This is a genomic window from Pseudoroseomonas cervicalis, from assembly GCF_030818485.1.
In the GTDB taxonomy this organism is placed as follows: Bacteria; Pseudomonadota; Alphaproteobacteria; order Acetobacterales; family Acetobacteraceae; genus Pseudoroseomonas; species Pseudoroseomonas cervicalis_A.
The window spans coordinates 2,535,635-2,561,948 of sequence record NZ_JAUTAJ010000004.1; the positions used below are offsets into that span (position 1 = coordinate 2,535,635).

17 protein-coding genes and 1 pseudogene are annotated in these 26,314 nt (G+C 74.4%); 13 read left to right on the plus strand and 5 right to left on the minus strand.

What is annotated here, in order from left to right:
• The first annotated feature begins 19 nt into the window (after nt 1-19).
• The 7 genes from QE401_RS15745 (at nt 20) to QE401_RS15775 (ending at nt 10,429) form a co-directional block, all read left to right on the plus strand.
• Nucleotides 20-1,024, plus strand: coding sequence for an AAA family ATPase (locus QE401_RS15745; protein ID WP_307139110.1), 1,005 nt, complete (start codon nt 20-22; stop codon nt 1,022-1,024).
• Nucleotides 1,017-1,946, plus strand: coding sequence for a DUF58 domain-containing protein (locus tag QE401_RS15750; protein WP_475638088.1), 930 nt, complete (start codon nt 1,017-1,019; stop codon nt 1,944-1,946). Before QE401_RS15745 ends, QE401_RS15750 begins: the two co-directional genes overlap by 8 nt.
• A gap of 156 nt (nt 1,947-2,102) precedes the next feature.
• Nucleotides 2,103-4,853 (plus strand): DUF4159 domain-containing protein, encoded by a 2,751-nt coding sequence (locus tag QE401_RS15755; RefSeq protein ID WP_307139111.1) that lies wholly within the window; start codon nt 2,103-2,105, stop codon nt 4,851-4,853.
• Between the two features lie 154 nt (nt 4,854-5,007).
• Nucleotides 5,008-7,098 carry a hypothetical protein gene (locus QE401_RS15760; RefSeq protein ID WP_307139112.1) on the plus strand — a complete coding sequence of 697 codons (2,091 nt, stop codon included), beginning with the start codon at nt 5,008-5,010 and terminating at the stop codon, nt 7,096-7,098.
• Between the two features lie 208 nt (nt 7,099-7,306).
• A complete protein-coding gene (locus QE401_RS15765) occupies nt 7,307-7,666 on the plus strand; it encodes a hypothetical protein (protein WP_307139113.1) in 360 nt (119 codons plus the stop codon).
• Nucleotides 7,667-7,708: 42 nt separating this feature from the next.
• Complete coding sequence (locus QE401_RS15770; RefSeq protein WP_307139114.1) at nt 7,709-8,326, plus strand: ankyrin repeat domain-containing protein; 618 nt, start codon at nt 7,709-7,711, stop codon at nt 8,324-8,326.
• Between the two features lie 192 nt (nt 8,327-8,518).
• Entirely contained in the window at nt 8,519-10,429 is a 1,911-nt protein-coding gene (locus QE401_RS15775; protein WP_307139115.1) for an AsmA family protein, read from the plus strand.
• A 43-nt stretch (nt 10,430-10,472) separates the two neighbouring features.
• On the opposite strand, the gene QE401_RS15780 is transcribed toward QE401_RS15775, so the two are convergent.
• The 3 genes from QE401_RS15780 to QE401_RS15790 form a co-directional block, all read right to left on the minus strand.
• Nucleotides 10,473-11,390 (minus strand): NAD(P)/FAD-dependent oxidoreductase, encoded by a 918-nt coding sequence (locus tag QE401_RS15780; protein WP_307139116.1) that lies wholly within the window; start codon nt 11,388-11,390, stop codon nt 10,473-10,475.
• A gap of 10 nt (nt 11,391-11,400) precedes the next feature.
• Complete coding sequence (locus QE401_RS15785) at nt 11,401-12,741, minus strand: dihydrolipoyl dehydrogenase family protein (RefSeq protein WP_307139117.1); 1,341 nt, start codon at nt 12,739-12,741, stop codon at nt 11,401-11,403.
• A 136-nt stretch (nt 12,742-12,877) separates the two neighbouring features.
• The gene (locus QE401_RS15790) at nt 12,878-13,114 is read right to left on the minus strand and encodes a CsbD family protein (protein ID WP_307139118.1); all 237 of its coding nucleotides are present in this window, start codon (nt 13,112-13,114) and stop codon (nt 12,878-12,880) included.
• 119 nt (nt 13,115-13,233) lie between these two features.
• On the opposite strand from QE401_RS15790, the gene QE401_RS15795 reads away from it, so the two are divergent.
• Nucleotides 13,234-14,424, plus strand: coding sequence for a CCA tRNA nucleotidyltransferase (locus QE401_RS15795; protein WP_307139119.1), 1,191 nt, complete (start codon nt 13,234-13,236; stop codon nt 14,422-14,424).
• Here the strand turns inward: QE401_RS15795 and QE401_RS15800 are convergent.
• On the minus strand, nt 14,421-15,248 hold the full coding sequence (locus QE401_RS15800) for an MBL fold metallo-hydrolase (protein ID WP_307139120.1): 828 nt from the start codon (nt 15,246-15,248) through the stop codon (nt 14,421-14,423). The genes QE401_RS15795 and QE401_RS15800 overlap by 4 nt on opposite strands.
• 164 nt (nt 15,249-15,412) lie before the next feature.
• Here QE401_RS15800 and addB point away from each other — a divergent pair, with 164 nt between their 5' ends.
• Nucleotides 15,413-18,421, plus strand: a complete 3,009-nt coding sequence (addB, locus tag QE401_RS15805) for a double-strand break repair protein AddB (protein ID WP_307139121.1) — start codon at nt 15,413-15,415, stop codon at nt 18,419-18,421.
• Between the two features lie 99 nt (nt 18,422-18,520).
• Nucleotides 18,521-21,970 carry a double-strand break repair helicase AddA gene (gene addA / locus QE401_RS15810; RefSeq protein ID WP_307139122.1) on the plus strand — a complete coding sequence of 1,150 codons (3,450 nt, stop codon included), beginning with the start codon at nt 18,521-18,523 and terminating at the stop codon, nt 21,968-21,970.
• 128 nt (nt 21,971-22,098) lie between these two features.
• Here the strand turns inward: addA and QE401_RS15815 are convergent, their stop codons facing one another.
• Complete coding sequence (locus QE401_RS15815) at nt 22,099-22,668, minus strand: UdgX family uracil-DNA binding protein (protein ID WP_307139123.1); 570 nt, start codon at nt 22,666-22,668, stop codon at nt 22,099-22,101.
• A gap of 145 nt (nt 22,669-22,813) precedes the next feature.
• On the opposite strand from QE401_RS15815, the pseudogene dnaN reads away from it, so the two are divergent.
• The 3 genes and pseudogenes from dnaN (at nt 22,814) to aspT (ending at nt 26,308) form a co-directional block, all read left to right on the plus strand.
• Nucleotides 22,814-23,942, plus strand: a pseudogene (gene dnaN / locus QE401_RS15820) (DNA polymerase III subunit beta).
• A complete protein-coding gene (locus QE401_RS15825; RefSeq protein ID WP_307139124.1) occupies nt 23,942-24,316 on the plus strand; it encodes a hypothetical protein in 375 nt (124 codons plus the stop codon). Before dnaN ends, QE401_RS15825 begins: the two are co-directional and overlap by 1 nt.
• A gap of 306 nt (nt 24,317-24,622) precedes the next feature.
• Complete coding sequence (gene aspT / locus QE401_RS15830) at nt 24,623-26,308, plus strand: aspartate-alanine antiporter (RefSeq protein WP_307139125.1); 1,686 nt, start codon at nt 24,623-24,625, stop codon at nt 26,306-26,308.
• Nucleotides 26,309-26,314: the final 6 nt, after the last annotated feature.

A 26,314-nucleotide genomic window follows, 5' to 3' on the forward strand; every position in this document is an offset into this window, starting at 1 on the left:
TATAAGGAGGCACCAGGGCATGGTTGAAGTGGCGGACCCCATCGATCCGAACATCCTCATCTCGGAGGTCGAGGCGCTGGGGACGCGATTGGCCCGGGTGCGCCAGGCGGTGGGCCGCGTGATCTTCGGCCAGCCCGAGGTGGTGGAGCAGGTGCTGATCACCATCCTCTCCGGCGGCCATGTGCTGCTGGTGGGCGTGCCGGGCCTGGGCAAGACCCGGCTGGTGGAGACGCTGGGCACCGTGCTGGGCCTGGCCGAGAGCCGCGTGCAGTTCACCCCCGATCTGATGCCGGCCGACATCCTGGGCAGCGAGGTGCTGGAGGAGGGCGAGGGCGGGAAACGCGCCTTCCGCTTCATCCAGGGCCCGGTTTTCTGTCAGCTGCTGATGGCGGATGAGATCAACCGCGCCAGCCCGCGCACCCAATCCGCCCTGCTGCAGGCGATGCAGGAGCGGAAGGTGGCGATGGGCGGCACCACCCATCTGCTGCCCGCCCCCTTCCATGTGCTGGCGACGCAGAACCCGATCGAGCAGGAAGGCACCTACCCGCTGCCCGAGGCGCAGCTCGACCGCTTCCTGCTGGAGGTCGAGGTGACCTATCCGGACGAGGCGGCGGAGCGCGCCATGCTGCTGGCCACCACCGGCGCCGCCGAGGCGAAGCCCGAGCCCGCCATGAGCGCCGCCGAGCTGATCGCCGCCCAGGCGCTGATCCGCCGCATCCCGGTCAGCGAGGCGGTGCTGGACGCCATCCTGAAGCTGGTGCGCGGCGCCCGGCCGGAGACCGCCACCCTGCCGGCCGTGCAGCAGCACCTGGCCTGGGGGCCGGGGCCGCGCGCGGCGCAGGCGCTGATGCTGGCCTGCCGGGCGCGGGCCGTGCTCGATGGCCGCCTGGCGCCGAGTGTCGAGGATGTGATCGCCCTGGCCGAGCCGGTGCTGCGCCACCGCATGGCGCTGAATTTCTCCGCCCGCGCCGATGGGGTGAAGCTCGCGGACGTGATCGGCGCGCTGAAGGCCAGCCTTGGCTGAGGGCGCTTCTTCCGGGCGCGGGGCGGAGCCCGCCAGGCCCGCGCGGGGCGCCGTATCCAGCGTCGCCGGCCAGCCGCCGGCGCTGGCGGCGCTGCGCGCCACTGCCCTGGGCAGCCGCCTGCCGCCGCTGGTGGTGGCGGCGGAGCGGGTGGCCGCGACGGTGATGCAGGGCGTGCATGGGCGGCGCCGCGCCGGCCAGGGCGACGCCTTCTGGCAGTTCCGCCCCTATGCCACGGGCGATGCCCTTTCCCGCATCGACTGGCGGCAAAGCGCCAAGTCGGACCGGCTCTATGTGCGCGAGACCGAATGGGAGGCGGCGCAGAGCGTCGCGCTGTGGCGCGACGCAGGCCCCGGCATGGCCTGGCGCGGCGGCCCCGACCGGCCGGAAAAGCGCGAGCGGGCCGAGTTGCTGCTGCTGGCGCTGGCCAGCCTGCTGCTGCGCGGCGGCGAGCGGGTGCGGCTGCTGGGCGAGCGGCGCGCCTATGCCGGGCGTGGTGCCCTGCCCTCCCTGGCCGAGGCGCTGCCGCGCCACACCCCGCCCCCCGCCGACGATGCCCTGCCCCGCCATGCCCGCGCCGTGCTGATCGGCGATTTCCTGGCGCCGCTGGACGAGATCCGCACCCAGGTGGCGGCGCTGGCCGGGCGCGGCGTGCGCGGCCATCTGCTGCAGGTGCTGGACCCGGCCGAGGAGACGCTGCCCTATGCCGGGCGGGTGCGCTTCGAGGGGCTGACCGGCGAACCCGCCTTGCTGTTACCCCGTGTTGAGGGAGTTCGTGCTTTGTATGCGGAGCGGCTGGCGGCGCATCGCGCCGGCCTGGCCGCGCTGGCGGCGGCGGCGGGCTGGAGCTTCGCCACCCATCGCAGCGACGGCGCGCCGGAGGCGGCGCTGCTGGCGCTGTGGCAGCGCCTGGCGCCAGGCTAGCCGGGCGCCCGGCCTACCGGGCGCCGGGGGGGCCAGGCCGCGGCGGCGGGATGCGCCGGGCCGGCCTCCGGCAGACGACCACCCGGCCGGGGCCAGGCCCCGGGCGGACGGACAGAAGGTCAGGCAGAGGGGTCGGCGGCACAGGATGGGTTGCGCATGATGAATCTGGGCCCGATCGGCTTCGTGGTGCCCTGGCTGCTGCTGGCCCTGCCGGCGCTGCCGCTGATCTGGTGGCTGCTGCGGGTGACGCCGCCGGCGCCGCGCCGCCAGGCCTTCCCGGCGCTGCGCCTGCTGCGCGACCTGCCCGCGCCCGAGGAAACCCCCGCCCGCACCCCCTGGTGGCTGCTGCTGCTGCGCCTGGCCGCCGCGGCGCTGATCATCCTCGGCCTGGCGCGGCCGGTCTGGGGCCCCGGCGCCACGGCGCAGGGCGACGGGCCGCTGCTGCTGGTGGTCGATGATGGCTGGGCCAGCGGGCCGGACTGGCCGGCGCGCATGGCCGGCGCCCAGGCGGCGCTGGATGCCGCGGCGCGGGAAGGCCGCCGCACCGCGCTGCTGGCCACCGCCCCCGGCGCCGATGGCGCCGCCCCCGCCCCCACCGCGCTGATGCCGGCCGAGGCTTTGCGCGCCCGCCTGGCGGCGCTGCGCCCGAAGCCCTGGGCGCCGGACCGCGAGGCCGCGCTGGCCGGGCTCGCCGCCTGGCGGCAGGCCAATGCGGGCGGCTTCGCCAGCCTGTACCTGGCCGATGGGGTGGAGCACCGGGCGGAGGGCGACGGTTTTTCTCCGCTGGCCCAGGCGCTCGCCGCCGGCGGCCCGCTGACGCTGGCCCGCGCCGAGGGCCGCGCCCCGCGCCTGCTGCTGCCGCCGCGCGCCGAGGCCGACCGGCTGCAGGTGGCCATCGCCCAGGCCCCGGCGCCGCGGGCGCAGGAGCTGGCGGTGCTGGCCCGCACCGGCGATGGCAGGGCCCTGGCGCGCGCCTCGCTGCCACTGGCCGCCGGCGCCGCCAGCGGCGAGGCCACGCTGGAGCTGCCGCTGGAGATCCGTAACCAGATCACGCGGCTGGAGATCGAGGGGGAGGAGAGCGCCGGCGCCGCCTTCCTGCTGGATGAGCGCTTCCGCCGCCGCCCCGTGGGCCTGATCGGCCCGGCCGAGCAGGGCGCCGGCACGCCGCTGCTGGGCCCGCTCTACTATCTGGAGCGCGCCCTCTCCCCCACCGCCGAGCTGCGCCAGGGCAGCGTGGCGCAGCTGCTCTCCCGCCAGCTCTCCGTCCTGGTGCTGGCCGACCGCAGCGTGGCCGAGGGGCAGGAGCGGGCAGCGCTGGCCCGCTGGGTGGAGGAAGGCGGCACGCTGCTGCGCTTCGCCGGGCCGCGCCTGGCCGAGAATCCCGACCCGCTGCTGCCGGTGCGGCTGCGCGCCGGGGAGCGCCAGCTGGGCGGGGCGCTCTCCTGGGAACAGCCGCAGCGCCTGGCGCCTTTCGCCGACAGCTCGCCCTTCGCCGGGCTCGCCGTGCCGGAGGAGGTGACCGTCGCCACCCAGGTGCTGGCCGAGCCGGGGCCGCTGCTGTCGGAGCGCACCTGGGCGCGGCTGGCCGATGGCACGCCGCTGGTCACCGCCGAGACGCGCGGCGCCGGGCGCATCGTGCTGTTCCATGTCACCGCCAATGCCGACTGGTCCAACCTGCCGCTCTCCGGCCTGTTCATCGGCATGCTGCAGCGGGTGGTGGCGCTCTCCTCCGGCGTCGCCGGGGCGGAGGGGGAGGCGCCGCTGGCGCCGCTCGAGGTGATGGACGGGTTCGGCCGGCTGGGCCCGGCGCCGGGCGGCGTCGGCGCCATTCCCGCCAACCGCTTCGCCGAGACCGCGCCGGGGCCCCGCCACCCGCCCGGCTGGTACGGGCTGCCCGGCGAGGGCGGCGAGCGCCGCGCGCTGAACCTTTCTTCCCACCTACCGCCGCCGCGCCCACTGGCGGCGCCGCCCTCCGGCACCGCGCTGCAATCCATCGGCGGGCTGCCGGCGGAGCGCGATCTCGGCCCCTGGCTGCTGGCCGCCGCGCTGGCGCTGCTGGCGGCGGACCTGATCCTGTCGCTGCTGCAGCGCGGGCTGCTCGGCCGCGTGGCGCGGCTGGCGGCGCTGCCGCTGCTGCTGGCGCTCGCCCAGCCGGCGCTGGCGCAACAGGGGCGCGGCCCGGCGCCCGGTGCCGGCGCGGCCGAGTCGCTGCCGCTGGCCACCCGCATCGGCTATGTCGCCACCGGCGACGGCGCTGTGGATGAGCTGGTGCGGCAGGGCCTCTCGGGCCTGTCCGACTATGTCAACCGCCGCACCGCCGCGGCGCTGGCCGAGCCGCTGGCGGTGCGCCCCGGGCAGGACGACCTGTCCACCCTGCCGCTGCTCTACTGGGCGGTGACGGGTGACAGCCCCGAGCCGGATGCGGCGGCGCTGGCGGCGCTGAACGAGTTCATGCGCAATGGCGGCATCATCCTGTTCGACACGCGGGATGAGGGCTCGGGCGAGGGCTTCTCCCCCGGCGCGCGGGAGGCGCTGCAGCGCATCACCCGCGGGTTGTCGATCCCGCCGCTGGCCCCGGTCTCCCCAGAGCATGTGCTGACCCGCTCCTTCTACCTGCTGCCGCCGGAGCTGCCGGGGCGCTTCGCCGGCGGCCAGGTCTGGGTCTCGCGGCAGGAGGACCGGGCGAATGACAGCGTCTCGCCGGTCATCATCGGCGGGCATGACTGGGCCGGCGCCTGGGCGGTCGATGCGCGCGGCCAGAACCCCTACGCCGCGATCCCCGGCGGCGCCCGCCAGCGGACGCTGGCCTACCGCTTCGGCGTCAACCTCGTGATGTACGCGCTCACCGGCAACTACAAGGGCGACCAGGTCCACGTCCCCGCCATCCTCGAAAGACTCGGCAATTGATTCTTTTTCGGATTGCCATGTCCACGTGGCCACGGGCGGTGCTGCGGCCCGGCGGGGGCGCGACCTGTAAGGGTGGGCTGGGCTTACTGACAGAAAGAAGAAGGGGGCCTGGGGGAATTCATTCCCCCAGCCTTTCTGCTGCGGGAGTTGGGTAATGCGCCAGGCCATTTCCGGCATCGATTTCGCCCCCATCCTGCCGCTCTGGCTGCTGGCGGCGCTGGCCGTGCTGGCGGTGCTGGCGCTGCTTCCGGCCTTCTGGCGCCGGGCGCGCGGCGCCTGGTGGCGGGCGCTGTCCTTCGCCGTGCTGCTGCTGGCGCTGGCCAATCCGCGCCTGGTGGAGGAGACGCGCGAGACCCGCCCCGACATCGCCCTGCTGGTGCAGGACCGCAGCGATTCGGCGCGGATCGGGGCGCGCGGCGCACAGCTCGACGCCGCCCGCGCCGCGATCGAGGAGGCCGCCGCCCGCTTCCCCGACCTCGAGCTGCGGGTGGTCGACCTGCCGGAGGGCGGGCGCCAGGGCACACGCCTGTTCACCGCCATCGACCGCGCCCTGGCCGACATTCCGCGCGCGCGCCTGGCCGGCGTGATCGCGCTGACCGATGGCCAGGCGCATGACATCCCCGCCCAGCCCAGCTTCGAGGCGCCGCTGCACCTGCTGCTGCCGGGCCGCCCGGGCGAGGTCGACCGGCGCATCCGCGTCATCGAGGCGCCGGGCTATGGCATTGTCGGCCGCAGCGTAGAGCTGCGGCTGGCGGTGGAGGATCTCGGCGCCACCGGCCAACCGCAAGGCGGCGCGGTGCGGCTGACGCTGCGGCGCGACGGCGCGGCGCCACGCGTGGAAAGCGTGCCGCTGGGCCGCGAGCACCGCATCACCCTGCCGGTCGAGCGTGGGGGCCCCAGCGTCGTCGAGATCACCGCCGAGGCGCGGCCGGGCGAGGTCTCCACCCTGAACAACCGCGCCGTGGTGACGGTGAACGGGGTGCGCGACCGGCTGCGGGTGCTGCTGGTCTCGGGCGAGCCGCATTCGGGCGAGCGCACCTGGCGCCGGCTGCTGAAGGCCGACCCGAATGTCGACCTGGTGCATTTCACCATCCTGCGCCCGCCCGAGAAGGACGACCTGACCCCGCTGAACGAGCTGGCGCTGATCGCCTTCCCGGTGCGCGAGCTGTTCCAGGTGAAGCTGCGCGAATTCGACCTGATCGTGTTCGACCGCTTCAGCAATCGCGGCATCCTGCCGCCGATGTATCTGCGCAACATCGCCGATTACGTGCGCGGCGGCGGCGCGCTGCTGCTCTCGGTCGGGCCGGAATTCCTCGGCCCCACCAGCCTGGCATCCACTCCGCTCGGCCAGGTGCTGCCGGCGCGGCCGCTCTCCGGCGCGGCGGCCCTGGCCGAGGGCGCCTTCCGCCCGCGCGTGACCGAGGCCGGCGCCCGCCACCCGGTGACCCAGGGGCTGACCGGCGCCAATGCCGGCGCCGCCCAGCCCGGTTGGGGCCGCTGGTACCGCCATCTGCGCGCCGAGCCGCAAAGCGGGCTGACGGTGATGGACAGCCCCGATGGCGCGCCGCTGCTGCAGCTGGACCGTGTCGGCGAGGGCCGGGTGGCGCTGCTGCTCTCCGACCAGATCTGGCTGTGGTCCAGGGGCCATGATGGCGGCGGCCCGCAGGCCGAGCTGCTGCGCCGCGCGGCGCACTGGCTGATGAAGGAGCCTGAGCTGGAGGAGGAGGACCTCGTGGCGCGGGTGGAGGGCGGCACGCTGACCGTGACCCGCCGCAGCGTCGAGGCCGGGCCGCCGCCCGAGATCACCGTCACCGCGCCGGACGGCACGGTCAGCCGCCACCGGGCGGAGGCGGCGCAGGGCGGCCAGGCCACGCTGTCGCTGCCCGCCACCCAGCCCGGTGTCTGGCAGGCCGGGGATGGGCGGCGCACCGCCTTCGCCGCCGCCGCCGCCGCCAACCCGCTGGAGATCGCCGATCTGCGCGCCGAGCCCGGCCGCGCCCTGCCGCTGGCGGAAGCCACCGGTGGCGGGCTGCACTGGCTGGGCAGCGGGGAGCGCCCGACCCTGCCGGAGCTGCGCCGCGTTGCCGCGGGCCGGGATGCGCAGGGCGCGTCCTGGATCGGGCTGCGCCGCAACCAGGACCATCTGGTGACCGGCATCGCCGCCCTGCCGCTGCTGCCGCCCTGGCTGGCTTTGCCGCTGGTGCTGGGCATCGCCCTGCTGGCCTGGCGGCGGGAGGGGCGCTGAGCGGAGGCCGGGACGCGGGCTGCGGCAGGCGAGGTCCGGCGCCCGGGGCTTGGGTATCCGGGCTTGGGTAGCCGGGGCGTCGGATAGCCGGGGTCTGGGCGACGGTGGCTGCGCCATGGCGCCCGAAGGCCACCCTCCCGCCCCGCCCGGCCGCCTCTATGGCGCGCCGCCCCGCGCGGGCCTATGTGTGGCGCAGAGGATCCACGCCATGCGCCAGATGCTGCCCGCCCTGCTCCTGCCCGCCCTGCTCGCCGGCTGCGCCGCGCCGGGGCCGACGCTGGAGCAGCGCCTCGCCACCTTCATCAACCGCCCCGAGGGCGAGCTGGTCGCGCAACTCGGCGTGCCGATCCGCACTTACGAGACCGAGGGAAGGCGCTTCCTGCAATTCGAGCAGCAGAGCACCGTCCTGGTGCCGGGGGACCCCTGGGGCTATGGCTACAGCCCCTGGGGCTATCGCCGTCCCTGGACCGCGCCCCCCTCCTATGCCGTGACGCGCTGCGAGATGACCTTCGCGGTGCGCCAGGGCCTCGTCGAAAGCTTTACCGCGCGGGGCGAGGGCTGCGGCTGAGCCCGCTTCGCCCGCGCCCGGAAATGGTCTAGAGAGGTCGCCATGCGCCGTCTCCTGAAGCTCGCTCCGCTGCCCCTCCTGTCCGCCCTGCTGCTCGGCACGGCCCTGCCCGCCGCCGCGCAAAGCCTGCGCGGGCCGATGGTGCCGGAAGCCCAGCCCCAGGCGCCCCGCCGCGAGGCCCCGGCCCTGCCCGGTCTGGCCGGCCGCGGCCGCACCCCCGTCATCCCGGCCGAGCCCAACCAGCAGAGCCTGGGCCCGAACGAGGCGCTGTTCGACGCCATCAACCGCGGCGACATGGCCGCGGCGCGCGACGCCATGGCGCGCGGCGCCGACCTCAACGCCCGCAACGTGCTGGGGCTGACGCCGATCGATTCCGCGGTGGACCAGAACCGCACCGAGATCGCCTTCTTCCTGCTGGCCGCGCGCGGCACCGTGGTGGGCGGTGGCGACAACCTGCCCCCGCCGCCGCCGGGCGGGCCGCGCGGCGCCTCGGCCGCCGCCGGCGCGCCGCTGGCCGCGCCGCCGCCCGCTGGCCAGCGCAGCGCCCGCGCCACCCCGGCGCCGCGCCCGCAGCCGGCGGCCCCGGCCGCCCGCGCCCCGGCCGATCCCGGCACGCCGCGCCCGGATCGCGGCTTCCTGGGCTTCGACGCCGGCGGCTGAGCCCGCCGCCACGCCGCGCCGCATGACCGGCCCGGGGGCGCTTCCCCGGGCCTTTTTCATGCGCGCGGCGCCCGGCCCCGCCCGCGGTGCCGCCCGCGTGATTCGGCCCGGCGGCAACCGCGCCCGGCCGCACCGCTTTTTCGTTGCAGGCGCGGCCGGTAGGGGGCGGCGCACGGCGAAAGGGTTCCGGCCATGGCCTTGCGGCGCATCCTGATCTGGACCGGCCTGCCCGTCCTGGCGGTGCTGCTGCTGATCCTGCTCTGGTCCTGGGCCTGGTTCATCCCGCTGCTGGAACGCCAGGCGAGCGCCAAACTCGGCCGCCCCGTCGCCATTGGCGGGCTGGATGTCGATCTCGGCCGCATCACCGGCATCACCCTGACCGATCTGCGCATCGCCAACCCCGAGGGCTTCGCCGAGGACCCGCCCTTCGCCGCCATCCCGCGCCTGACGGTCCGGCTGGATGCGATGGAGTTCATCCGCCACCGCCGCATCATCATCCCCGACATCGCGCTGGAGCGCCCGGTGGTGACGGTGCTGGCCACCGACGAGAACCGCCGCAACTACGACTTCCCCGCCCTGACCGCGGCCGATCCCAACGCGCCCCCCGCCGACCCGGCCGAGGCGCCGCAGATCGGCGCGCTGCGGGTGCAGGAGGGGGTGGTGGCGGTGCGCCACGCGCCGCTGCGCGCCGACATGCAGGTGCGCGTCGCCACCGAGGAGCCGGAGGGCGCCGAGCCCCGGCTGCGCGCCACCGCCGAAGGCCGCTATGCCGACCAGCCCATCACCGCCGAGCTGACCGGCGGCGCCGTGCTGTCGCTGCGCGATGCCGAGCATCCCTGGCCGGTGAAGCTCGACCTCGCCAACGGCCCGACCCGCGCGACGCTGGAGGGCACGCTGCAGGACCCGCTGCGCTTCGCCGGCGCCAATCTGCGGCTGCGCTTCGCCGGCCCCGACATGGCGCGGCTGACCCCGCTGACCGGCGTGCCCATCCCCGCCACCCCGCCCTACCAGGTCAGCGGCCGGCTGGACTACGCCGCCGGCGCGGTGCGCTTCACCGATATCGAGGGCAAGGTCGGCCGCAGCGATCTCGGCGGCCAGATCGCCGTCACCCCGCGCGACGGGCAGCGCCCGCTGGTCGAGGCCACGCTGCGCTCCCGCCAGGTGGATCTGGACGACCTCGCCGGCTTCATCGGCGCCCCGCCGGGCGACCAGGTGGACCGCCGCCAGGCGGCGCGCGGTCGCATCCTGCCGGACGACCCGCTGAACCTGCCCAAGCTGGAAGCCGCCGATATCCGCCTGACCTATGATGGCGGCAAGATCCTCGGCCGGCGCATGCCGCTCGACGATCTGCACGCCAACCTGACCATCATCGACGGCGCCATCGGCCTGCACCCGCTGCGCTTCGGCGTCGGCACCGGGCGGATCGAGGGGCAGTTCGACTTCACCCCGCTGGAGAATGCGCGCGGCCTGCGGGTGAAGGCCGAGGCGCGCTTCCAGCGCGTCGACCTCTCCCGCCTGATGGGCGTCACCCCGCTGGGCGAGGGCCAGGGCCGCATCGGCGGCAGCGCCCGGCTGGAAGCGCAAGGGGCGTCCATCGCCGACATGCTGGGCAGCGGCGACGGCGCCATCACCCTCGGCATGGCCGGCGGCAATCTCTCCGCCCTGCTGGTCGATCTCTCGGGCCTGCGGCTGGGCAATGCCATCCTCTCCGCCCTCGGCCTGCCCAACCGCACCCAGGTGCAGTGCTTCATCGGCGACATGGCGCTGCGCCGCGGCAACCTCTCCACCCGCGCCGTGCTGATCGACACCGAGGACGCGCTGATCTCCGGCATGGGCGATATCAGCCTGCGCAACGAGCGGCTGGACTACCGCCTGCGCACCGAGGCCAAGCATTTCACCATCGGCGCGCTGACCACCGACATCCTGATCCGCGGGCCCTTCCGCGATCCCTCCGTGATGCCGGAACCCGTCGAGCTCGGCGTGCGCGGCGCGGCGGCGGTCGGGCTCGGCATCATCTCCCTGCCGCTGGCCATCCTGCCGACCATCCGCTTCGGGATCGGGGAGGATGATCGCTGCGAGGGGCTGGTCAGAAGGGCCCGGTAAGCACCGGGGGAATGAATTCCCCCGGGCCCCCTTCTTTTTTCTCTCAGGGCCGGCCGCCGCTGGCGGCCGGCAGCACCACGTCGCGCAGCAGGGACGCATTGATCGCAAAGGCCGCCATGGCGCCCTGCGCGGCGGCGACCACCGCCATCTGCAGATGCGGGGCGGCGTCGCCCGCCACATACAGGCCGGGCACCTCGGTCGCGCCATCATGAGCGGCGCGGATCAGGCCACCGCGCGTCAGGCCGCAGCCCAGCCGCTGCGCCAGGTCGGAGCGCTGCCGCTGCGCGGCGGCCAGCACCAGCACGGAGCGCGGCAGCACCTCGCCATCCGCCAGGCGCAGCGCGAAGAGACGCCCGCCCTCGGACAGCAGCTCGACCACCCTCGCCTCGCGCAACCCGATGCCGAGCTGCGCCAGCCGGGCGCGGTGCCGCGCCTCCGGCCTCCGGCCCTGGCAGCACAGCACCAGGTCGCTGCTCCAGCCGCGCATCTCCAGCGCCATGCGATAGCCGGCCACCCCCTCGCCCAGCACCGCCATGGGCTGGTCGCGCCGCTCCCACCCGTCGCAATAAGGGCAGTGCCAGGCATCCAGCCCGTAGAGCTCCGGCAGCCCGGGGATCTCCGGCAGCTGGTCCGCCATGCCGGTGGCCAGCAGCACGGCGCGCGCCGCCACCGGCGTGGCGCCTTCGGCCAGATGCAGGGTGAAGCCGGGCTCCACCGCCTCCACCCGCGCATCGCGCAGCTCGACCTCCGGATAGGCCGCCAGCTGCTCGCGCGCGATGCGGCGGAACTCGGCGGGCGGGATGCCGTCCCGCGTCAGGAAACCGTGCATCATGCGCGCCGGGTCGTTGCGGTGCTCGCCGGAATCCAGCAGCAGCACCCGCCGCCGGGCGCGGCCGAGCAGCAGCGCGGCGCTCAGCCCCGCCGGCCCGCCGCCCACCACGGCGACATCATACGTGCTCATCCTAGCCCCCTCATCCCAACATCGAGGCGATGTTGGAGCCGCCCGTCGGATAGGCCGTCATCATGCGCGACAGCGCCTCCGCCCCCATGCCGGCGCGCATCGCCAGTGCGAAGAGGTTGATGCTGTCCGGCGCCTCCGGCCCCAGCAGATGCGCGCCCAGGATGGCGCCGCTGCCCGGCGCGATCAGCAGGCGGAAGGCGGCCGTGTCCTCCCCGGTGCGGCGCACCGACTGGTAGCCGGCCATGTCGCCCTCGCGAAGTTCGTAGTCGATGCCGCGCTCCTTCGCCTGCGCCTCGGTCAGGCCGACGGCGGCCAGCGGCGGCAGGGTGAAGGCGGCGCTCGGCACCACGCTGTAATCGGGCTTGGTGTGGCAGCCCTCCAGCAGGTTGCGCGCCACCACGGCGGCGTCATGGCTCGCCACCGGCGTCAGCGCCGGCCCCTGGGCGGCGGCGTCGCCGGCGGCGAAGACCCGTTCATTGCCGCTGCTGCGCAGATAGGGGTCGAGCAGCAGCCGCCCCTTCTCCACCGGCACCCCCGCCGCCTCCAGCCCCAGGCCGGACAGCGCCGGGCGGCGGCCGAGCCCGTGCAGCACCATGGCGCCCGCGAAGCCGCGCCCATCCTCGCATTCGACGCGGAAGCCGCCGGCATTGGGCCGGATGGCGGCGGCCTTGCAGTTCAGCTCGACCCGGATGCCGAGCGCGCGGGTCTTCTCCACCAGCCGCGCCACCAGCGCCTGGTCGAACTGCGCCAGGGGCCTGTCGCCGCCTTCGAGGATGGTCACCTCCGCCCCCGCGCGCCGCGCCAGATGCGCGCATTCGAAGGAGATGTAGCCGCCGCCCAGCAGCACCAGGCTTTTCGGCATCTCCTCCAGCGCCAGGAAATCATCGCTGGTGGCGAGGTTCTCGCGCCCGGCGATCGGCAGTTCGGCGGGCTCCGCCCCCGTGGCGATCAGCGCGTGGCGGAAGCGGATTTCCTGCCCCTCCACATCGAGATGCTCGGGGCCGCGGAAGCGTGGCTGGCCATGCAGCGCGGTGATGCCGGCGCGCTCCAGGCTGTCGCGCCGGGCATCCGGCACCGGGTCGGTGAAGCTGCGCTTGAAGCGCTGCGCCGCCGCCCAGTCCAGCGTCACGGCGCCGCCACCGCCGACACCCTTCCCGGACAGGCGCTGCGCGCGTTCCGCCGCCTCGGCCAGGGTCCAGAACACCTTCTTCGGCTCGCAGCCGCGCAGCGCGCAGGTGCCGCCGAATTGCCGGGATTCCACCAGCGCCACGCGCCAGCCGACGGCGCGGCAGGTGGTCGCCACCTTGACCCCGGCGGTGCCGGAGCCGAGCACGATCAGATCGACATCCATCAGGGTCTGCGCCTTCCGCCCGGCCGCGCCAGGAAACGAACGAAAAAGGGCGGCGCCGGTCTCCCGCGCCGCCCATCGGCCGCCCCCGGCAGGGCGCGGCCCTCGCCGCCGCCCCGCGCCGGGGCGGCCATCATCCTCAGAGGATCCGCAGACGGCCCAGGATGTAGCCAATGCCGGCGGCGATCGCGAGCGAGGTCATCGGCTGCTCGCGGACATTGTCGCAGAGCTGGCCCATGAAGTTCTCGGCCTGGCCCTGGATCTGGTTCACCTGGCCGCGCGCCTGCGTGTCGCGGTTGTTGGTGAAGGCGCCCACGGCCTCCTGGGCACGGCCGACGGTCTCGCGGGCGGCACCGGTGAAGCGGTTCTCGTCCATGCTGGCTCTCCTTCCTTTCGGCCTCGGCGAGGCCACTGCCCCAAGAACGCGGCGCCGCGCGAATGGATGCGCGGCCGCGCGCTTGCACGCGGCGGGCCGCCATGCTGGCTTGCGCCGCCATGCGCGACGATCCGCCCGCCGACCTCCTCGCCCCCCCGCCCGAATGGCTGCGCCGCGGCGCCCCCGCCGCCGTGCTGGCGGCGCTGCCCGGGGCGCGCGCCGTGGGCGGCGTGGTGCGCGACGCGCTGGCGGGCCGGCCGGTGCATGATGTCGATGTCGCCGCCCCCTACCCGCCGCGGGAGATCGCCGACCGCCTGCTGGCGGCCGGGCTGAAGGTGTTCGAGACCGGGCTGCAGCACGGCACCGTCACCGCCGTGCTCGACCACGAGCCGGTGGAGGTGACCAGCCTGCGCCGCGACCTGGTGACCGATGGCCGCCATGCCGAGGTCGCCTGGACCAGCGATTGGCGCGAGGACGCGGCGCGGCGCGACTTCACCTTCAACGCCCTGTCGATGGATGCCGAGGGGCGCATCTGGGATTATTTCGGCGGCCGCGAGGATCTCGCCGCCGGGCGGGTGCGCTTCGTGGGCGACCCGGCGACGCGGCTGGCCGAGGATTATCTGCGCGTGCTGCGTTTTTTTCGGTTCCATGCCCGCTACGGGCAGGGCGCGCCGGAGGAGGAAGCTCTGGCGGCGCTGCGCGAGGCCGTGCCGGGCCTGCCGCGCCTCTCCGCCGAGCGGGTCTGGATGGAGCTGAAGCGCCTGCTGGAAGGCCCGCGCCCGGCCGAGGCGCTGGCGCTGATGCGGCAGACCGGCGTGCTGGGGGCGGTGCTGCCCGAGGCCGGGGACCTCGCCCCGCTGGCGCGGCTGGACGGCCCGGCCGAGCCGGTGCTGCGCCTCTCCCTGCTGCTGCCGCCGGGCACCGCGCCGGATGGGCTGACGCAGCGCCTGCGCTTCTCCGGCGAGGAGGCGAAGCGGCTGCGCGCCCTGCTGCTGACCCCGCCCCCGCCGCCGGATCTGCAGGGCGCCGATCTGCGCCGCCTGCTGGCCGAGCACCCGCCCGGGCTGGTCACCGATCTGGCGCTGGCGGCCGAGGCGCGGGATGGCCGCGACCGCGCCGGCCTGCGCGCCCGCATCGCCGCCACGCCCCGCCCGGTCTTTCCGCTGCAGGGGCGCGACGCGCTGGCCGCCGGCCTGAAGCCGGGCCCGGCGGTGGGCCAGGCCCTGGCGCGGGTGAAGGCCTGGTGGATGGCGACCGGCTGCACCGCCAGCGCCGAGGAATGCCGGGCGCGGCTGCGCGACGCGGCCTAGCCCCCGGCGCAGGCGCGGCGCTGGGCGCGCAGGTTGCTGGCGTGGCAGCCGCGGTAGAATTCCGCTTCCGCGGGCGGCAGGCCAGCGGCCTCGGGCACCAGCTCGGCCAGTTCGGGCTCCCGCCCGCCCGCGCGCAGGCGGCGTTCCAGCGCGTCGAAATAGGCGATGTTGCCGTCCAGCAAAGCGGGCGAGGTCGTCTGACCATGCGCCGGCAGCACGCAGCCTGCCCCGAGCGCCCGCAGCCGCGCCAGCGACCCGCGCAGCGCCGCCAGGTCGGCGGGCGCGTCGCTCCACACCTCCGGGATCGGCCATTCGGCGGCGTCCATCGCCAGGCAGGTGGCGATCTCGGGGATCCACACCGCCAGATGGTCCGGCGTGTGGCCGGGCGTGTGCAGCAGATGCAGCGTCAGATCACCGCCCTGCAAGGCGAGCTCGCCATCGAAGGTGATGTCGGGCGGGTGCAGCGCGATCCCGGCGAAACGCGCCTCCTCGGCCGCCTTGCGCGCCAGCAGCGCCAGCATGGCCGGGTCGTGGTAGCGCGGCAGCGCCGCCTTGTGCGCCAGGATCGGCGCCCGCCCCGCCACCGCCGCATTGCCCCAGACATGATCCCAATCCATGTGGCTGTTGACCACATGGAGCGGCCGGTCGCCGATGCGCGGCGCCAGGCGCGCCAGCGCTTCGGCGCAGAGGGCGGGGGTCGCCAGCGTGTCGACCAGCACCGCCATGCGCGCGGCCAGCACCAGCACCGCATCCACCTCCGCACCCGCGCGCAGGATGACCAGGCGGGGGTCGACGCCCGGCGGTGTCAGGATCTCCAGCGCCACCCTCGGCCTCCCCTCACGCGATGAGGCCCGAGGCTGCGGCGCCGGGCGCGGCGGCGCAAGCCCCGCCCGGCCGAGGCCGCGCTTGCCTTCGCCCCCTGCGCGGTTCACATCCGCCAGGGCCGATGGCCGCCTCTCGCGGCGGGCCGGCGGGCACAGGAGGCATCATGCGGCTCTACGAAATCCCGGCGCATCTGCCCTTCCTCGGCACGCTGGCGGCCGGGGTGCTGCGCTGGGTGGGGCAGGACGACCCGCTGGCGCTGTCGCGCACCACCATCCTGCTGCCCACCCGCCGCGCCGCGCTGGCGCTGCGCGAAAGCTTCCTGCGCGAGGCCGGCGGCCGCACCCTGCTGCTGCCGCGCATGCATGCGCTGAGCGGCCTTTCCACCCAGGAGGCGGATGAGCTGTCGCTGCCGGCGCTGCTCGACCTGCCGCCGGCGGTGGAGCCCGCGGTGCGGCATTCGGTGCTGACCGCGCTGGTGATGCGCCTGCCGTCGCGCTTCGGCGGGCCGGACACGCCGGAACAGGCCTGGCGGCTGGCCACCGCGCTCGCCGAATGGCTGGACGAGACGGCGCTGGAAGGCTGCGACATGGCGCGGCTGGACACTCTGGTGCCGGAGGAATTCGCCACCCATTGGCAGGTGACGTTGACCTTCCTGCGCGGCGTGCTCTCCGCCTGGGAGGCGTGGCTGGCCGAGCAGGGGCTGATGGATATCGGCCCGCGCCGCGTCGCGGCGCTGCGCGCCCAGGCCGAGGCCTGGAAGCGCGAGCCGCCGCAGGACCCGGTGATCGCCGCCGGCATCGGCGCCGGCGGCACCATCCCCGCCGCCGCCGCGCTGCTGAAGGTGGTGGCGCAGATGCCGCAGGGCTGCGTCGTGCTGCATGGCGCGGGCGAGGTGAAGTCGGAGGCGCTCTGGGCCGCCATCGGCGAGAGTCCCACGCATCCGCTTTCCGGTCAGGTGCGGCTGCTCTCGGCGATGGATGCGACGCCCAAGGATCTGATGCCCTGGCCCGGCGGCGGCGAGGGCGATCCGGCGCTGCAGCGCCGCGCCGCGCTGATCGCCTGCGCGCTGCGCCCGGCCGCCGGCATCGAGGCCTGGCTGGAGCGCCGCCCGGAGCATTGGCGGCCGGCGCTGGAAGGGCTGACCCTGCTGGACGCGCCGGATGTGCAGGCCGAGGCGGTGGCGATCGCGCTGCGGCTGCGCGAGGCGCTGGAAACGCCCGGCGCCCGCGCCGCGCTGATCACGCCGGACCGCGAGCTCGGCCGCCGCGTCGCCGCCGAGCTGCTGCGGCACGGGGTGGTGGCCGATGATTCGGCCGGCCAGCCGCTCGGCCAGACGCCGACGGGGGCGTATCTGCGGTTGCTGGCACGCGCGGTGGCGGAGGGCTTCGCGCCGGTGCCGCTGCTGGCGCTGCTGAAGCACCCGCTCTCCGCCGGCGGCATGACCCGCTCGGAATGGATGGAGGCGGTACGCCTGCTGGAGCGCCGCGCGCTGCGCGGGCCGCGCCCGGCGCCGGGGCTGGACGGGTTGCGCGCCCGCGTGGCCGAGGCGCTGCGGCGCGAGAAGGATGCTCCGCTGCTGGCCACGGTGGAGAAACTTCTTTCCGCCCTGGAAGCCGCCTTGCAGGGCTTCTCCGCCCTGCCCGACAGCCCGGCCCGGCCGCCGGCCGACCTGCTGGAGGCGCATCTGAACGCCGCCGAGGCGCTGGCGGCGGCGCGCGACCGGCCGGGCGGCCTGCGCCTCTATGCCGGGGAGGAGGGCGAGCCGCTGGCGGTGTTCCTCTCGACCTTGCCGCCGGCCCTGCGCGAATTGCCGCCGATGAGTCCGGCTTCCTGGCCGGCGCTGTTCGATGTGTTGCTGGAGGGGCCGGCGGCGCCGGGGGTGCGCATCGGCCGCGGGCGGGAGCATGCACAGCATCCGCGCATCGCCATCCTCGGCCTGCTGGAGGCGCGGCTGCAGGATTTCGACCTCGCCGTGCTGGGTAGCCTGGAGGAGGGCGTCTGGCCGCAATCGACCGATCCCGGCCCCTGGATGAGCCGGCCGATGCGCGGCGATTTCGGCCTGCCGGAGCCGGAGGCGCGGATCGGCCGGGTGGCGGCGGATTTCATGCTGGCGGCTTCCTGCGCGCCGCGTGTGGTGCTGGCGCGCGCCCGCAAGCGGGCCGGCGCGCCCACCGTGCCCAGCCGCTGGCTGACCCGGCTGGAGACTTTTCTCGGTGGCCAGGCGCCGGGGCTGGCGCTGCCGCGCGAGCGGGCGCTGGACTGGGCCTCGCGGCTCGACATGCCGGAGGTGGTGAAGCCCTGGCCCCGCCCCGCCCCCGCGCCCCCGCCCGAGGACCGGCCGCGCGAGATCAGCGTTACCGAGGTGGCGGACCTGATGGCCGACCCCTACGGCTTCTATGCCCGCCGCGTGCTGCGGCTGCTGCCGCTGGAGCCGCTGGATGCCGAGGTGGGGGCCTCCGACTATGGCCAGATCGTGCATCAGGTGATGGCCGATTGGACGCGCCGCATCGGCGATGCGCCGGGCGGCTGGCCGGGCAGTGAGGTGGCGGCGCGGTTCTTCGCCGAGGCGGCGGAGGCGGCCTTGGCGGAGGCGGCGGCGCGGCCGGGGCTGCTGGCCTTCTGGCGGCCGCGGCTGGCGCGCATCGGCGGTTTCGTGGTGGCGCAGGAGGAGGCGGCGCAGCAGGGACGGCGCATCCGCCGCCGCCATGCCGAGCTGCCGGGGCATCTGGAGATCGCCGGCAAGCGGGTGAAGCTGAAGGTGCGGGCCGACCGGCTGGACGAGCTGGCGGACGGCACGATCGCGCTGATCGACTACAAGACCGGCACGCCGCCCACGGGCAAGGAGATGACCGATGGCCGCGCGCCGCAGATGCCGCTGGAGGCCGCCATCGCTGAGGCGGGCGGCTTCCAGGGCATTGCGGGCGCGCCGGTCTCGGGGCTCGCCCATTGGCGGCTGACCGGTGGTGGCACGCCGGGCGAGGTGAAGCCGGTGAAAGGCGACCCTGGCACGCTGGGCGCGGACGCGCTGGAGCAGACGACCGCGCTGGTGCAGGGTTTTCTTCTCGGCCATCGGCGTTTCATCGCGCGGCCGCATCCGCGCCGCCGGCCGCAGCGCAGCGAGCATGACCATCTGGCGCGCTTCGCCGAATGGGGCACGGCCGAAGATGTGTGATGATTGCCGCCGGCGGACAGCGTCCGCCGGCTCGGGCAGAAAAAAGATGGGGGTCTGGGGGAATTCATTCCCCCAGCCTTGGACGATCGGAGCAGCGCGATGAGCGAGACCCTCTCCCCCCGCGCCGCGGCGCAGGCGGCGCAGCGGCGGGCGTCCGATCCGCGCGCCTCGGCCTGGGTCGGCGCCTCGGCGGGCTCCGGCAAGACGAAGGTGCTGACCGACCGGGTGCTGCGGCTGCTGCTGCGCCCCGGCGCCAAGCCCGGCCGCATCCTGTGCCTGACCTTCACCAAGGCGGCGGCGGCGGAGATGGCCACGCGTCTGGCGAAGCGCCTCGGCGAATGGGCGGTGGCCGAGGATGCGGCGCTCACCGAAAGCCTGCTGTCGCTGACGGGCGAGAAGCCGGATGCCGCGCTGCGCCGCCGCGCGCGCGGGCTGTTCGCCGAGGTGCTGGAGCAGCCCGGCGGCATGCGCATCTCGACCATCCATTCCTTCTGCCAGTCGCTGCTGCGCGGCTTCCCGCTGGAGGCTGGGCTGCCGCCGCAATTCGCGCTGATCGAGGAGGCGGATGCCGCCGAGATGCTGGCGGAATCGCGCGAGCTGGCGCTGGCCTCGGGACAATTGCCGCAGGCGGCGATCGAGGCGATGGCCGGGCTCGGCTCGCCGGAGGATTTCGCGCAGACGCTGCAGAGCCTGGTGAAGGAGCGCGAGCGGCTGGGCGCCGCCATCGCGCAGGCCGGCGGCATCAGGGGCTGCGACTCGGTGCTGCGCCGGCGCCTCGGCCTGCCGCGCGAGGGCGGCGAAGGCGAGGCGCTGCTGGCCATGGCGAGCGCCGTGGACAGCGAGATGGTGCGCGCCGCCGCGCTGCTGCGGCAGAGCGGCAACGCCAATGACCGCGACCGCGGCGCGGTGATGAAGGCGTGGATCGACCTCTCCCACGCCGCGCGCGCCGCGCGCTGGGAGGAATGGTGCAGCATCTTCCTGACCGCCGAGGGCAGCCCGCGCAAATCGCTCGGCACCAAGGGCGGGCTGAAGGAGCGGCATGAGGAGGTACAGGCGCTGATGGCCGCCGAGGCCGAGCGCATCCATGCCTTCGAGGAGGAGCGCAAGGCCTGGCGGCTGCATGCCGCGTCGCTGGCGCTGCTGGCGCTGGCCCAGCCGGTGCTGGAGGCCTACACGGCGCGCAAGGCGCGGCAGGGCGCGGTCGATTTCGACGATCTGATCCAGGCGGCGCGCGGGCTGCTGCACGATCCGGGCAGCGCCTGGGTGCTGTACAAGCTGGATGGCGGGCTGGACCATCTGCTGCTGGACGAGGCGCAGGACAGCAACCCGCATCAATGGGAGATCGCGGCGCGGCTGGCGGAGGAGTTCTTCGCCGGGCTCGGCACGCGCGAGCCGGAGAGCATCCGCAGCATCTTCGCCGTCGGTGACGAGAAGCAATCGATCTACGGCTTCCAGGGCGCGGACGCCGCCGGCTTCGCCCGGTGGGAGCGGCATTTCGAGGGCGCGGTGACGGCGGCGGGGTCGGAATTCGCCGCCGTGCCGCTCAACGTCTCCTTCCGCTCCACCGCGCCGGTGCTGGCGCTGGTCGATGCGGTCTTCGCCGACGGGCCCGCGCGGCGCGGCGTGGTGGCGGAGGGCAGCGTGCTGACCCACCGCGCCGACCGCGAGGGCCAGGCCGGCATGGTCGAGATCTGGCCGATGCTGACCAGGCCCGACAGCGCCGCGCTGCAGCCCTGGGAGGTGCCGGAGGAGCCGGTGGCCGAGGATGATGCCGAGGCGCTGATGGCCGAGAGCCTGGCCGCGCGCATCGCCCAGATGGTGCGGGAGGAGCGGCTGCCGGCACGCGGCGACCGGCCGATCCGCCCCGGCGACATCCTGGTGCTGCTGCGCCGGCGCACCGGCTTCTCCAACCTACTGGTGCGGGCGCTGAAGGCGCGCGGCGTGGCGGTGGGCGGCGTCGACCGCATGCAGCTGATCGAGCAGATCGCGGTGCAGGACCTGCTCGCCTTGTGCGACGTGCTGCTGCTGCCGGAGGACGATCTGCAACTGGCCGCCGTGCTGAAGAGCCCGCTCTGCAATGTCTCGGAGACCGAGCTGTGCGAACTGGCGCGGGCGCGCACCCAGCCGCTGTGGTGGCGGCTGCTGGAGATGCGCGGCAGCGACAGCAATGCCGGCCGCGCCGCCGAATGGCTGGCGGGGCTGGCCGACCGCGCCGACCTCGCCACACCGCACACCATCCTGGCCGAGGTGCTGGGCGAGCATGGCGGGCGGGCGCGCATCCTGGAACGCCTCGGCCCCGACGCGGCCGACCCGCTGGACGAGATGCTGAACGCCGCGCTGACCTATGAGCAGCGCCACCCGCCCAGCCTGCAGGGCTTCGTGCAATGGCTGCGCCGCGGCGGCGCCGAGGTGCGGCGCGAGGCGGAATCGGGCGCCGATGCGGTGCGGCTGATGACGGCGCATGGCGCCAAGGGCTTGCAGGCGCCGGTCGTCATCATCCCCGATGTCGGCAGCGGGCGGGGCGAGAAGCCGCTGCGCTGGGAGGAATCGGCGCCGCCCCTGCCCTTCTGGGCGCCGCGCAGCCGCAAGGATTTCTTCGCCCCCGCCTGGACCAAATTGATGGACGCCGAGACGGCGGCGCGCGAGGCGGAGGAGAACCGGCTGCTCTATGTCGCGCTGACGCGGGCCGAGGACCGGCTGCTGGTCTGCGCCTGGGGCACGCCGAAGGAAGGCAGCTGGTACGACCTCGTCTCCCAGGGCATCGGCCGGCTGGAGGGCGCTGAAGAAATTCCCTTCGAGCCGGCGCGCTTCGGCGCCCCGCCCTCGGCCAGCTTCGCCGGCCCGCTGCGCCGCTATGCCACCGCGCAAACCGCGCCGCCGCGCGCCGAGCCCGCCGCCGCCGGTGCGGCGGAGGCCGCCGCGCTGCCCGCCTGGCTCGGCCGCGCCGCCGATCCGGAGAGCGTGGCGCTGACCCTCTCCCCCTCCGCACTGCCGGGGGAGGAGGAGACGCCCACCGCCGCGCCGCATGGCCGCGCCGACCCGACCGGCGAGCGCTTCCGCCGTGGCCGGCTGATCCACGCCCTGTTGCAGCATCTGCCGGAGCATCCCGCCGCCGAGCGCCGCGCTTTGGCCGAGCGCTTCCTGGCCCGCCCCGGCCATGGGCTGAGCGAGGCCGACCGCACTGCCACGCTGGAGGAGGTGCTGCGCCTGCTGGAGCATCCGGCGCTGGTGGCGGCCTTCGGCCCCGGCAGCCTGGCGGAGGCGCCGATCGCCGGCTCGGTGAACGGGCAGCGCCTGGCCGGCCAGGTGGACCGCATGCTGATCACGCCCGAGCGGGTGCTGATCCTCGACTACAAGACCAACCGCCCGCCGCCGACCGAGGCGAAGGACGTGCCGACGCTGTATCTGCGGCAGATGGCGGCCTATCGCGCGCTGCTGCGGCAGATCTTCCCGGGGCGGGAGGTACAGTGCTGGCTGGTCTGGACCTGGTCGGCGCTGGCGATGGAACTGCCGCAGGCGGCACTGGACCGGCACGAGCCAAGTTATTGATTAAAATCTTCTTTTTCTGAAGAAAAAGAAGCAAAAAGACTTTGTCAGCTTGGCGTCCCGCCTCAGGCCATCAGCGGGACGCCAACTGACAAAAGTTTTTTGGTTCTTTTTTTCAAAAAAGAACGTCTTTAGCTGCCAAACACCCTGCCCTTCGCCAGCGCCAGATCCTGCACGAAGCGGCGATACTCCTCCTCCTGCAGCGCCGGGTCCGGCAGGCGCAGCAGGAAGCTCGGATGCACGGTCAGCAGCAGGGGGTGGTCATCGGGGCCGGAGAGGAACTGCCCGCGCAGCTTCAGCACACCGACCTTGCGCCCCAGCAGCCCCTGCGCCGCGGTGGCGCCCAGCGCCACGATCAGCCGGGGGGCGATGCGGTCCACCTCGCGCAGCAGGAAGGGGCGGTAGAGGGCGATGTCGCCGGTGTCGGGCTTCTGGTGGATGCGCCGGCTGCCGCGCTGGGTGAATTTGAAATGCTTCACGGCGTTGGTCAGGTAGCAGGCGGCGCGGTCCAGCCCGGCGGCCTGCAGGGCGCGGTCCAGCAGCCGCCCGGCGGGGCCGACAAAGGGCCGGCCCTGGCGGTCCTCCTCATCGCCCGGCTGTTCGCCCACCAGCATCAGGGGCGCCTGGGGCGGCCCCTCGCCCAGCACGGCGTTGCGGTCGGTGGCCCAGGATGCGGTGGGGGGCTGGGGTGTGTGGGACATGGCGCCGAGGAGAACGGGGCGGATGGCGGAGAGTTCCAGCCGGACCCGGCTTTCGCCTTGCGTTCCAGGCTGGTAGAGAGGGCGACTTGTCTCGTTTCCGGGCGCGCTCGGCGTGCCCATCATCCGCGCGGGGGTTGCTCAAGCCATGAAGTTCTCGGTGGACCGGGCGGTGCTGCTCAAGGCGCTCGCGCATGTGCAGAGCGTGGTGGAGCGGCGCAACACCATCCCCATCCTGGCCAATGTGATGCTGGCCGCGCAGGACGGCACGCTGACCCTGACCGCGACCGACATGGAAATCGCCATCGTCGAGGACGTGCCGGGTGTGACCGTCTCCCGCGCCGGGCGCACCACGGCGCCGGCGGCGACGCTGTATGAGATCGTCCGCAAGCTGCCGGACGGCGCCAAGGTCGAGCTGGACCATGCCGGCGGCGACGCGCCGCTGGCGCTGCGCGCCGGCCGCTTCGCCACCAGCCTGATGGTGCTGCCGGTGGAGGATTTCCCCTCGATGACCGAGGGCAAGCTGCCGCACGGCTTCCAGATCCCGCCCGCGCTGCTGCGCGAGCTGGTGGACCGCACCAAGTTCGCCATCTCCACCGAGGAGACGCGCTACTACCTGAACGGCATCTATCTGCACGCGACGGAAGTGGACGGGCAGAAGGTGCTGCGGGCGGTGGCGACCGATGGCCACCGCCTGGCCCGCGTCGAGGAGCCGCTGCCCGAAGGGGCGGAGGGCATGCCCGGCGTGATCGTGCCGCGCAAGACGGTGAACGAGATCCGCAAGCTGGCCGACGAGACCGGCGACGCGATCGAGGTGAAGCTGTCGGACACCAAGATCCGCTTCGCCTTCGGCAGTGTGCACCTGACCAGCAAGCTGATCGACGGCACCTTCCCCGAATATGAGCGCGTCATCCCGCGCGGCAACGACAAGATCATGACGGTGGACAAGAAGGCCTTCGCCGACGCCGTCTCCCGCGTCGCCGCCATCTCCTCCGAGCGCTCGCGCCCGGTGAAGCTGAGCCTGAAGACCGACAGCCTGACGCTCACCGCCAGCAGCCCCGACCAGGGCCAGGCGGAGGAGGAGCTGGACAATGGCGCCGTCTCCTACGGCTCGGGCCCGATCGAGATCGGCTTCCAGGCGCGCTACCTCGCCGACATCACCGACCAGATCGCCGAGAAGGTGGAGTTCCGCTTCGCCGATGGCTCCGCCCCCCACCGTCGTGGTGGATGCGGCGAAGCCCGAGGCGCTCTATGTGCTGATGCCGATGCGCGTCTGATGGCGGGCGCCGCCACGCTGCGCGGCCCCCGGGCGCTGGCCGTGCTGGTGGCGCTGGCCCTGGCGGGGGGCGAGATCGCCCGCCGCCTGGTCTCGCCGGGGGGCCTCTTCCCCGGCTTCATCCCGCTGGCGCTGGATGAGTTCGCCATCGCGGCCGGCCTGCTCTGGGCCGCCTGGCGCGGCCGGCCGGCGCTGCTGCTGGCCGCCTGGATGGCCTGCGCCGGCCTGGTGCTGGGGCTGCTGGCGGCCAATGCGGCGCCGCTGCTGGGCGGCGCGCCGAAGCCCGGGGCGCTGGGCTATACCCTCTCCCTCTCCGCCCTGCTGGCCGTCTCGGCCTGGGCCGGCTGGCGCAGCGGCGGCGCGCTGCGCGGCTGAGCCGCCGCGGGCCTTCCCAACGGCCCCGTCCCCCCGGCACCCTCCCGCCGGCACCGCCCAACGGCACCGGCTGGCCTGCGCCGTTCCTCTGGGGACGGCCTCCCGGCTCCGGCGGCCTGCCTCTCCTCAGGGCTGCCAGGGTCTGCCGGCAGCTGCCAGCCGCGACCGCAGCGAGGTTCCGTGCCTCACGCAACACGAATGCGCGATGAAGAAAACCGGTCCACCGTCTTCGTTAAGGAAGCGCGATAGGTTCGGCTGCGCCATTACGCTCCCGCGCCTTGGGCATTCCCTGGAGGCGTGAGCGCGATGTCCTGGATTTCCGCCCTGCTGAACCAATCCCCCGAAATCGCCCTCTTCCTGTCCCTGGCCCTCGGCTACTGGGTCGGCCGGTTCCAGTTCGGCAAGTTCCAGCTCGGCGGGGTGGCGGGCTCGCTGCTGGCCGCGGTGCTGATCAGCCAGCTCGGCATCCAGATCGACAATGGCGTGAAGGCGGTGCTCTTCGCGCTGTTCATCTATGCGGTCGGCTTCGAGAGCGGGCCGCAATTCTTCCGCTCCCTCGGCCGGCAATCGATCCGCGAGATCGTCATGGCGCTGGTGCTGGCCATCAGCGGCCTGGCCACCGTCGTGGTGCTGGCGCGGATGTTCGGGCTGGACAAGGGCCTGGCCGCCGGCATCGCCGCCGGCGGGCTGACGCAATCGGCGATCATCGGCACCGCCAGCGCCGCCATCGGCAAGCTCGGCCTGCCGCTGGAGGAGGTGCAGCGCCTGCAGGGCAATGTCGCGGTGGGCTATGCCGTGACCTACATCTTCGGCTCGCTCGGCGCGATCCTGGTCTGCGTCAACCTGCTGCCCTGGGTGACCGGCCGCAGCATCCGCGACGACGCGCTGAAGGCCGAGGCGGCGCTGCTGGCCGGGGCGAAGGTCTATGGCCCGGGCGAGCAGCCCGCCGCCCCCGACCTGGTGGGCCGCCTGTTCCGCGTCGACCAGGCCGCCGGCAGCACCGTGGCCGAGCTGGAGGCAAGGGCCGGCGCGCCGGTCTCGGTCGAGCGCATCAAGCGCGCCGGCGCCATGCTGGGCGTCGAGCCGCAGACGGCGCTGGAGCGCGACGATGTCGTGCTGCTGGTCGGCCGCCGCGCCGGGCTGGTCGATTTGGCGCCGGCCATCGGGCCGGAGCTGCAATCCTCCGAGGGCATGGACGTCATCACCCTGACGCGGGATGTGGCGGTGACCAACCCCGCCCTGGTCGGCCGCACCGTCGCCGAGATCCGCAGCTCGGTGGCGCCGACGATGCGGCATGGCGTGTTCCTGGTGGCGCTGCGCCGCGGCGGCCAGCCGGTGCCGCTCGGCCCGACGACCCGGGTGGAGAGCGGCGATGTCGTCACCCTCTACGGCGCCGACAGCGATGTGCAGCGCGCGGCGAAGGCGGCCGGCACCACCATCGTGCCCTCCGACAAGACCGATTTCGTCTTCCACGGCCTCGGCCTCGCCCTCGGCCTGCTGGTCGGGCTGGCGGTGGTGCGGGTGGCCGATGTGCCGCTGACGCTCGGCAGCGGCGGCGGCGCGCTGCTCTCCGGCCTGCTGTTCGGCTGGTATCGCGGCCGCAACCTGGCCATCGGCAACATGCCGACCGGCGCCTCCACCCTGCTGCGCGATCTCGGCCTGGCCGGCTTCGTGGCGGTGGTCGGGCTGCAATCGGGGCAGCAGGCGGTCAGCACGGTGATGCAGCAGGGGCTGACCATCTTCCTGCTCGGCATCATCGTCACGGTGCTGCCGCTGCTGATCACCATGGCGGTCGGCCGCTACCTGCTGCGCTACGACAACACGGCGATCTTCGCCGGCGCGCTGTCCGGCTCGCGCTCCGCCAACCCGGCCTTCGGCGAGATCCTGGACAAGGCCGGCAACTCGATCCCCACCGCGTCCTTCGCCATCACCTACGCGCTGGCGAATGTCTTCCTCACGCTGCTCGGGCCACTCATCGTGGCCCTGGCATGACGACCC

What these genes read in the sequence shown, in the direction of transcription:
- QE401_RS15745 (WP_307139110.1), top strand. Translation starts at nt 20, where the DNA reads ATGGTTGAAGTGGCGGACCCCATCGATCCGAACATCCTCATCTCGGAG.
- QE401_RS15755 (WP_307139111.1), top strand. Translation starts at nt 2,103, where the DNA reads ATGATGAATCTGGGCCCGATCGGCTTCGTGGTGCCCTGGCTGCTGCTG.
- QE401_RS15760 (WP_307139112.1), top strand. Translation starts at nt 5,008, where the DNA reads ATGCGCCAGGCCATTTCCGGCATCGATTTCGCCCCCATCCTGCCGCTC.
- QE401_RS15765 (WP_307139113.1), top strand. Translation starts at nt 7,307, where the DNA reads ATGCGCCAGATGCTGCCCGCCCTGCTCCTGCCCGCCCTGCTCGCCGGC.
- QE401_RS15770 (WP_307139114.1), top strand. Translation starts at nt 7,709, where the DNA reads ATGCGCCGTCTCCTGAAGCTCGCTCCGCTGCCCCTCCTGTCCGCCCTG.
- QE401_RS15775 (WP_307139115.1), top strand. Translation starts at nt 8,519, where the DNA reads ATGGCCTTGCGGCGCATCCTGATCTGGACCGGCCTGCCCGTCCTGGCG.
- QE401_RS15780 (WP_307139116.1), bottom strand. Translation starts at nt 11,390, where the DNA reads ATGAGCACGTATGATGTCGCCGTGGTGGGCGGCGGGCCGGCGGGGCTG.
- QE401_RS15785 (WP_307139117.1), bottom strand. Translation starts at nt 12,741, where the DNA reads ATGGATGTCGATCTGATCGTGCTCGGCTCCGGCACCGCCGGGGTCAAG.
- QE401_RS15790 (WP_307139118.1), bottom strand. Translation starts at nt 13,114, where the DNA reads ATGGACGAGAACCGCTTCACCGGTGCCGCCCGCGAGACCGTCGGCCGT.
- QE401_RS15795 (WP_307139119.1), top strand. Translation starts at nt 13,234, where the DNA reads ATGCGCGACGATCCGCCCGCCGACCTCCTCGCCCCCCCGCCCGAATGG.
- addB (WP_307139121.1), top strand. Translation starts at nt 15,413, where the DNA reads ATGCGGCTCTACGAAATCCCGGCGCATCTGCCCTTCCTCGGCACGCTG.
- addA (WP_307139122.1), top strand. Translation starts at nt 18,521, where the DNA reads ATGAGCGAGACCCTCTCCCCCCGCGCCGCGGCGCAGGCGGCGCAGCGG.
- QE401_RS15815 (WP_307139123.1), bottom strand. Translation starts at nt 22,668, where the DNA reads ATGTCCCACACACCCCAGCCCCCCACCGCATCCTGGGCCACCGACCGC.
- QE401_RS15825 (WP_307139124.1), top strand. Translation starts at nt 23,942, where the DNA reads ATGGCGGGCGCCGCCACGCTGCGCGGCCCCCGGGCGCTGGCCGTGCTG.
- aspT (WP_307139125.1), top strand. Translation starts at nt 24,623, where the DNA reads ATGTCCTGGATTTCCGCCCTGCTGAACCAATCCCCCGAAATCGCCCTC.